Annotated in this window: 3 protein-coding genes; 1 reads left to right on the top strand and 2 read right to left on the bottom strand. The window is 45.0% G+C overall.

What is annotated here, in order from left to right; genetic code table 11:
* Positions 1-4: 4 nt before the first annotated feature.
* Positions 5-1,174 (bottom strand): glycoside hydrolase family 88/105 protein, encoded by a 1,170-nt coding sequence (locus tag DDR33_RS06150; RefSeq protein ID WP_109414899.1) that lies wholly within the window; start codon positions 1,172-1,174, stop codon positions 5-7.
* 33 nt (positions 1,175-1,207) lie between these two features.
* The gene (locus DDR33_RS06145) at positions 1,208-3,547 is read right to left on the bottom strand and encodes a beta-galactosidase (protein ID WP_109414898.1); all 2,340 of its coding nucleotides are present in this window, start codon (positions 3,545-3,547) and stop codon (positions 1,208-1,210) included.
* Positions 3,548-3,874: 327 nt separating this feature from the next.
* Between DDR33_RS06145 and DDR33_RS06140 the strand changes: the two genes are divergently transcribed.
* The coding region (locus DDR33_RS06140) for a hybrid sensor histidine kinase/response regulator (RefSeq protein ID WP_158280653.1) at positions 3,875-7,511 on the top strand (3,637 nt) is incomplete at its 3' end.

The raw sequence follows: 7,511 nt of genomic DNA, 5'->3' as shown, positions 1-7,511 counted from the left end.
TAGGTTAATTGCTGTTTTTTGTACGATTCAATATTTTCTTTTTAGATGGCTGGCTGGAAAACTTATACATTTCACATGCTGCCAGGAGGAATGCCCCTACGCCAAAGTTTGCCGTCGAACCAGCATTAACAACCTGACCGGGGATGGCTTTTTCCCCGATAGGCTGAACGTATCCCACCCGGCCATCTGCCTGAAGTGCGGTACCGGTTAAATAATTCCAGGCACCGGATGCCGCATTCCGGTATTGGCTCCCCGTCAGAACTCCGTTGTTCAATCCCCATAGCAGACCATAAGTGAAGAACGCTGTACCGCTGGTTTCAGGTCCGGGAGCGTGATCCGGGTCGAGCATGCTCCTGGTCCAATATCCCTCCCGCCGCTGGCTTTTCACAATAGCAGCAGCCATCGTACTGAACCGGGCAGCATAGAACCGGTAATGAGGATCCTCCGGGGGTAAATCCTGTAATACTTTAGCCAGCCCGGCGAATACCCAGCCATCACCGCGGGCCCAGAAGTCCTTCTTCCCGTTTGTTGTCTTATGTTTAGGATAAACATACTTGGCATCCCGGTAATAAAGCCCCGATTCACCGTCATACATAATGCTATCCGCGTATTTAAACCACTCATAAAGCTTTTCGGAGTAAAGATTATTCCCGGTTATCCTATAAAGCTTTGTCATTACCGGCATCACCATATAAAGTCCATCTGCCCACCACCAGTACCTGTTTTCAGGGGTACTCATCTGGTATTCCATCACCTCGCGTGCCCGCAAGATCTTCTGCGGATCGGGATCAAGCTGATAAAGGTCAGCATAGGTCTGAAAGCAGATTTGCCAGTCGCCGAAAAGCACATAATCATCTGTTTCACCGTACTTATATTTCCATTGCGATTTATCCGCTGATTTCGCTCCCATCCATTTATTATACCGGGCCCATTCTTCAGAGTACTGGCGGTATTCTTTATTTCCGGTTAGCCTGACCACCTCCATATTTCCCGTATGATAGGCAGCATTATCCCAGAATGCCCTGCCCAAAGGACTATTGTGCGCCTGCCAGTAAGTATTTACTTTATTAATGACGGATAGTATTGTTTCCTTATCCTGCCATTTCTGAGCAAATGCAGGGAAAGCAAAGATGTGAACTAAAGCTATAAAACAGGTGAGTCTAACAGGGTTCATGACGCTTCTTTTTATTTCTATCAGAATGTGGTGTTAAAATTTAAAGGGCTGCAACTTAACATATACCCGAAAATCTTTAATCATTCCGGTTTTGCCTTCCTCTGGACGTGGAAGATAAGAAAAGCCTGAAACTGTCTTCTCCTCCCCGATGTCAATGACAATCTGGTGCGGCTGTTTGGCTTTCGTAGTCGTATAATTTGTATGCCAGTAAGTAGACTCCTGCAGATCAAAAACATTACTGGCTACATTATTAGCGGCTTCGGTTTCTTCGCTGTCTGCATACAATACCTTCCAGTGCTGGCGGGAAAGAGGTTTGCCGTTTTCATCCACGATCTCCAGTTCAGCAACAGAAGCATAATTATCATCACCAAAGGAGCTTAAAGATTCCAGGCAAAAGTATCTGACTTTTTCAGCCTTTCCGAACCGGATGTGCTGCCAGCCGTTCCCAGGCCGGAACGTGCCCTGAAAGAAAGGCTTTTCATCTTTCAGATCAAGGTTCTGGCCATATTTCCGGTGAGTAAAAGCGCTGTTGCCTTTCAGTACGTCCAGTATTGGCTGGCGAAGACCCGAGATCTGAGCTTTCTCAGGAGACGCTAAATCAAAGACAATGATCTCGTTAAGTCCCTTTTTCAGCCAGCATCCCGGAACATACAGGGTTTGCTGAGGTCCAATCTGCCAGTAACGGCCGATAGCATACCCGTTTATCCAAACCATACCTTTGCTCCAGGAAGACATATCAATAAACGTGTCACCGGTTTGATTGAGGTTGAAAGCCCCCTTGTACCATGCGGCTGTATTGACCGGTACTTTACGTTCCCGGTATGTTTTATCTTTTACAAAAGAATAATTGACGGGGAATGAATAGATCTTCCAGTTTTTCAATTCTCTTATCACCTCACCTGATCTTATCTCCACTTTTTCTGTAATACCTTTCCAGTCATAAATGCCCTTGCCAAAGTTCATCCTGCCCATCGGCTCCACTAAAATATCCAGCACTGCCCCCTCTTTTACTGGCGGCAGTGCTATAGTTCCCTCTCCTTTCATGCGGCTGAGAATACCGATCCGTTTTCCATCTACAAATACCTGGGTCCAGTCGTGCGCCTCTGTCAGGATCAATGTCTGTTCAGCAGTTGATTTACGTAAGGTTGTCCTGTAGAGAATACTTCCCCAGCCCTGTCCGACGGCTTCCATTGATTTTATATCTTTACTAAGCTGAGGCTGCGGCAGGTTTTCAAATAAAGGTGCTGCCTGTTTTAGTTCAAATGCGGGAATACTGATTGTAGGGATAGAGTCGGGTATTTCGGATAGTTTCTCTCCTTCCGGAAGATAGTTTTTCAAAAGATTTCTCACTTCAAAAAACTTCGGAGTGGTTCTTCCCGATTCACTGATAGGGGCATCATAATCATAGGAAGTGCAGGTAGGTGAAAAATTAGGAAAATTGGCTCCTGCCCAATGACCAAAGCTTGTTCCGCCGTGCGTCATATACAGGCTGAAAGAAATATTCTTATCCAGCATATCCTTCATTCCTTTAACAAGTTCAGCGGCACTTCTTGTCTCGTGTTTTGCGCCCCAGTGATCAAACCATCCTGACCAGAACTCACTGCACATCAAAGGAGTATTAGGCCGGAGTTCCTTCAGCTTCCGGAACTGGTCGTCAATGTTGGCTCCGGTTCCGAAATTGATAGTCCAAAGCAGGTCATCCAGTGCATTATTCTGAAAATTCGAGTTCCAGTCACACTGAAATAAGGGCACATCCGTAAATCCCGATTCCTTCACAATATCGCGCACCTCTGCAACATAAGCCTTGTCTGTACCGTAAGCACCATACTCATTCTCCACCTGCACCATAATGATATTTCCGCCACGTGTTATCTGCTGCCCGGCAAGTTGCGCTCCTACCTGTTTCATAAACCGCCTTACCGAAGCTATATAAAAAGGATCCTGCGTTCTTAATCTGATATCTTTTTTCTTTAACAACCACCAGGGCAAGCCACCCATTTCCCATTCTGCACAGACATAAGGTCCCGGTCTGACAATGACATACATGCCTTGCTTTTGTGCAAGCCGGCAGAAGGCTGCTATATCTTTCTGACCGCTAAAGTCATACTTACCCTCTTCGGGCTCATGATAGTTCCAGAAAACATACAGGCAAATGGTATTCATCCCCAAGGCTTTGCTCATTTTTATCCGGTGCTCCCAATATTCTTTCGGAATCCTGGGATAGTGTATTTCTGCAGCTTTTATTACAAAGGGCTTTCCGTCAAGAAGAAATGTGCGGTTTCCGACCCCGAAATTGTGCTTGTCTCCCGGCTGAGCGGAGACGGCATGGATCATAAAAATTGCAAAGAATAGATAAGTCGCAAGTTGCTTCATCTTATATGATTTTCCTGATTGGTCAATTAACTGGCCGGCGGTTTGGATCGCGAGATCTGCGTGACGACAGGTAATTGGTTCGTAAAGGACCAAAAGTACACGCTTTCAGGGGCAATGCAGTTTGATTTTGTGCCAATTACCTGCTAAAAAGAGGTCATTTATATAAAATTTTTGCTACATTAAGTACATATCGCATAGCCAGTGTGTTATTCAGGAAACCAGGGAAGTCATGGCCGGTCACAACACCAGTCAGATTTCAGAACATTCTAAACGCTATTAATCTTTATATTTACTGTTCTATTTTGTCTGATAGTAAACCAGAAAAGATTGAACAGAGTTATATTAAAGGCACTATTTTCAGCAGCAATTTGCCTGTCATTTTTCAATGTACTATATGCGGGGCAGATGCAATTATCGTCTATCCCGGGTAGCGATAAACTTCCTTCCAATACCGTCAACCAGATTTTCCAGGACTCGCAGGGATATATCTGGATCGGAACCCCCGAAGGCTTATGCCGTTACGATGGATACCGCATACTAAACATAAAACATTCAGCAAGCTCCCGTCTTCCGGGAAGCGACAATATTACGTCTATTAAAGAGGCAGGCGAATATCTCCTGATCGGTACAGATGCAGGGCTTCAGCTTCTCGACAAAAAGACGTACAGGCTGCAACCCTTTCCTGATAAGCGACTACAGGAAAGGAGAGTAAAAAGCATTTTGGTAGACAAAGGCCATGATATCTGGATTGGTACAGAAGGCCCTGTTCTGGTATACAACGCAGACTTTACCCTGAAGAAGATCTATGGCCAGAGGGAAATCCCTAACAGCGGAGCCAGTTCTATTTACGAAGATGCTGACGGAAACATCTGGATTTGTTTCTGGAACAGCGGTTTATACCGATTTAATAAAAAGGATAGTTCAATTAAGGCATTTCCTAAAATCGGCGAAAACAACAATCCGTTTAAAATATTCCAGGACAACAGGAAGAACTACTGGATATGTACCTGGGGCAACGGGTTGTTTTTATTTGACCCCCGAAAAGACAGCGGGGAGATGTACAAAGAGGTAGAGGTCCGGAGCAGAAGAAAGCAAAGTAACAAAGAAGAACTTTTTTACAGCGTACTGCAGGATGACCAGCAGGGATACGTTTGGGTAATGTCTTTTTCAGGCATCACAGCTTTTAAATACGCCCACTCAGGTAACATAAAGGAAGCGGATGTCTCTCATTTGTTTACAAATACAAACAACGTATTCAGCGATCTATACAAAGACCGGGACGGAAATCTTTGGATTGCGGCGTTCGGAGACGGCATACTAACAGTCAACTTCAACAAACCATTCGTACTGAATTATACCTTCGATGAAATTAAACGCAAATATGGCCTGTCTGCCAACTTCACCATGCTTTATGCAGACAGGCAGGGACGCATGTGGTTTGATATGGACCGGCTTGGATTCGGCTTTTTCGACATTCGGACAAAAAAACCGGTGCTATACAGCGACTATCCGTCCCTGTCCAAAATAAAAGCACTCAGTTCAGTCAGCTGTGCCATTGTGCCGCGGGGTACTAACCAGGTTTGGACAGGCTCCACGTATTTGCCCGTTATAACTGTCATAAGCCTGAAGCAAAACCGGCCTGAAGTTGAGAATACATTCAACCTGAGAGATTATGACAGCAATTCCGGCAATCCCCTCTCTTTTTTTGAAGACAGCAGGAACAATCTCTGGGTTACAACAACCAATGGAATTCTCGTCAGGCCAAGCGGCCAGAACAACCTATTGGCAATCAATTCTGTAACTGGTCGCATCTCAGGAATCACGGAGGATTCGTCGGGAGATATCTGGATCGCTACTTCATGGAACGGACTTTACAAGATCAGTCAGAAGAAAGAATCGCTATTGCCTTTACGTATCATTCACTTTAAAAACGTAAAAGGAATTACGGACCCGGAGATCAGGAGTATATCTGCCGATAGTCATGGCAATATATGGATAGCATCCGGTTCCGGAAAAATTGCATGGTACCAAACCAGTGCCGGAAAGTTTTACACCTACAACAAATTCGCCTCATCGGAGAAGATACTTACCCTCACCTGCGACAAAAACAACCATATCTGGGTATCAACCTCAAGGCTGGTCTATCGGATCACTCCTTTCAAAAAATTCAGGGAGTATGCTGCAGATGACGGCTTTACTGTAAAAATGCTTGCAAGGAGAGCTTATGCAGAGAGTCAGTCTGACGACCAAATCTACTTCGGAGGTACAAACGGGATATCTGTGTTCAGCACCTCCACGGAAAAGGAGATGAAAAACGGCCAGCACAAACCGGTAATCACAGACATCAAGATCAACAATGCATCGATAACCGATATCGCGGGGAGAGAACATTCCTCTGAGGCTGTTGTCCTTGAACCTGAAGACAGGAACCTGGAGATAGATTTTTCATCCCTGAATTATGAGTTTCCCGGTAAAATTCAATATGCATATAAACTGGAAGGAGTAGACGCCGACTGGGTATACCCAGGCAAAGGCCGCAGGTTTGCTGTTTATAATAACCTGAGCAAGGGACGATATACCTTCATGGTGAAGGCAAGCGGTCCGGAGAATGTATGGTCAGAGGACGCTGTCAGGTTGATTATTGACAAAAAACCAGCCTATTATGAATCAAATGCCGCCTATACTTTCTATCTGGCGCTCATAGGAGCAATGATTTACGCCGGATTCCGCTTCGCCACCTACCGCCTGAAGCTGCGCAGTGACCTCCGGATTGCCCGGATAGAACGAGAGAAGACAGAGGAGCTTGCCCAGGCCAAAATAAGTTACTTTACCGGCATTTCTCACGATTTTCTTACGCCCCTTACTATTATATCCTGTCTGATAGACGATATCCAGATCACCACTAAGCGGAACCTTCCCCAATATGAGAAAATGCGCTCGAATGTTAACAGGCTGAAGCGCCTTTTACAACAGGTACTGGACTTCAGAAGAATTGAAAGCGGCAACATGTTCCTGAAAATTTCACGGGGAGACATTATCGCCTTTATTAAAGAGATAAGCCTCAGCAATTTTATGCCGCTGGCTAAAAAGAAGGAAATCAATTTCTCCATCGATACATCAGTGCCGGAGTCTGACGCATATTTTGATGCTGATAAGATTGATAAAATCGTGTTTAACATCTTATCAAACGCTTTTAAATATACTCCCAAAGGAGGCAAAATATCCATTAGCTTATCTGAAGAACGATATATGCTTCACGACTTCCTCGTGATGAGGGTTGCTGATTCAGGGCCTGGAATATCGCAGGCTGAACAGGAGAAAATCTTCACCCCTTTTTATAACAATTCAAAAAACAGGAACGAGAGTAACGGCATAGGACTCTCTCTTACGAAAAACCTGGTTGAAATACACCAAGGCTCCATCGATGTGGTGAGCGAACCGAACATGGGTTCCGTGTTTACGGTGAGGATTCCTACAGGTCCGGAAAGCTACACAGACCAGGATCTTAAAGAAGCCACTGAAATTATAAGGGAAGACAATGCACCTGATTATCTTCCGGCAGCAAATAACGCAGGGAAAAGCAGTTTAGATGGAGCCGGTAAACCCGACAGGCTAAACCTTCTCTTAGTGGACGATAACGAAGACCTTTTGCTTACTGTAGAGAATATCCTCAGGGAATACTATAACGTGTATACTGCTACAGATGGCCTTCAAGCGCTGGAAGTTATTAAGTCGAACGAAACCGACATCATCGTGAGTGACGTGATGATGCCTGGTATGGACGGCCTTCAGCTTTGCCGCCACTTAAAAAACGACATTAATACCAGCCATATCCCAGTGATCCTTCTTACTGCTAAGAATAGTGTCGACGACAGGGTGGAATGTTATAATGCAGGAGCCAACGGCTATATAGCAAAGCCATTCGAGCTAAAAATTCTCGTGGCAAGGATCAACAATTTTCTTG

Origin of the sequence: Pararcticibacter amylolyticus, assembly GCF_003130405.1 — a bacterium.
Classification (GTDB): Bacteria; Bacteroidota; Bacteroidia; order Sphingobacteriales; family Sphingobacteriaceae; genus Arcticibacter; species Arcticibacter amylolyticus.
The sequence above is the reverse complement of the archived record's forward strand: the minus strand, read 5'-3'. Positions and strand labels throughout refer to the sequence as shown.

What these genes read in the sequence shown, in the direction of transcription:
- DDR33_RS06150 (WP_109414899.1), bottom strand. Translation starts at nt 1,174, where the DNA reads ATGAACCCTGTTAGACTCACCTGTTTTATAGCTTTAGTTCACATCTTT.
- DDR33_RS06145 (WP_109414898.1), bottom strand. Translation starts at nt 3,547, where the DNA reads ATGAAGCAACTTGCGACTTATCTATTCTTTGCAATTTTTATGATCCAT.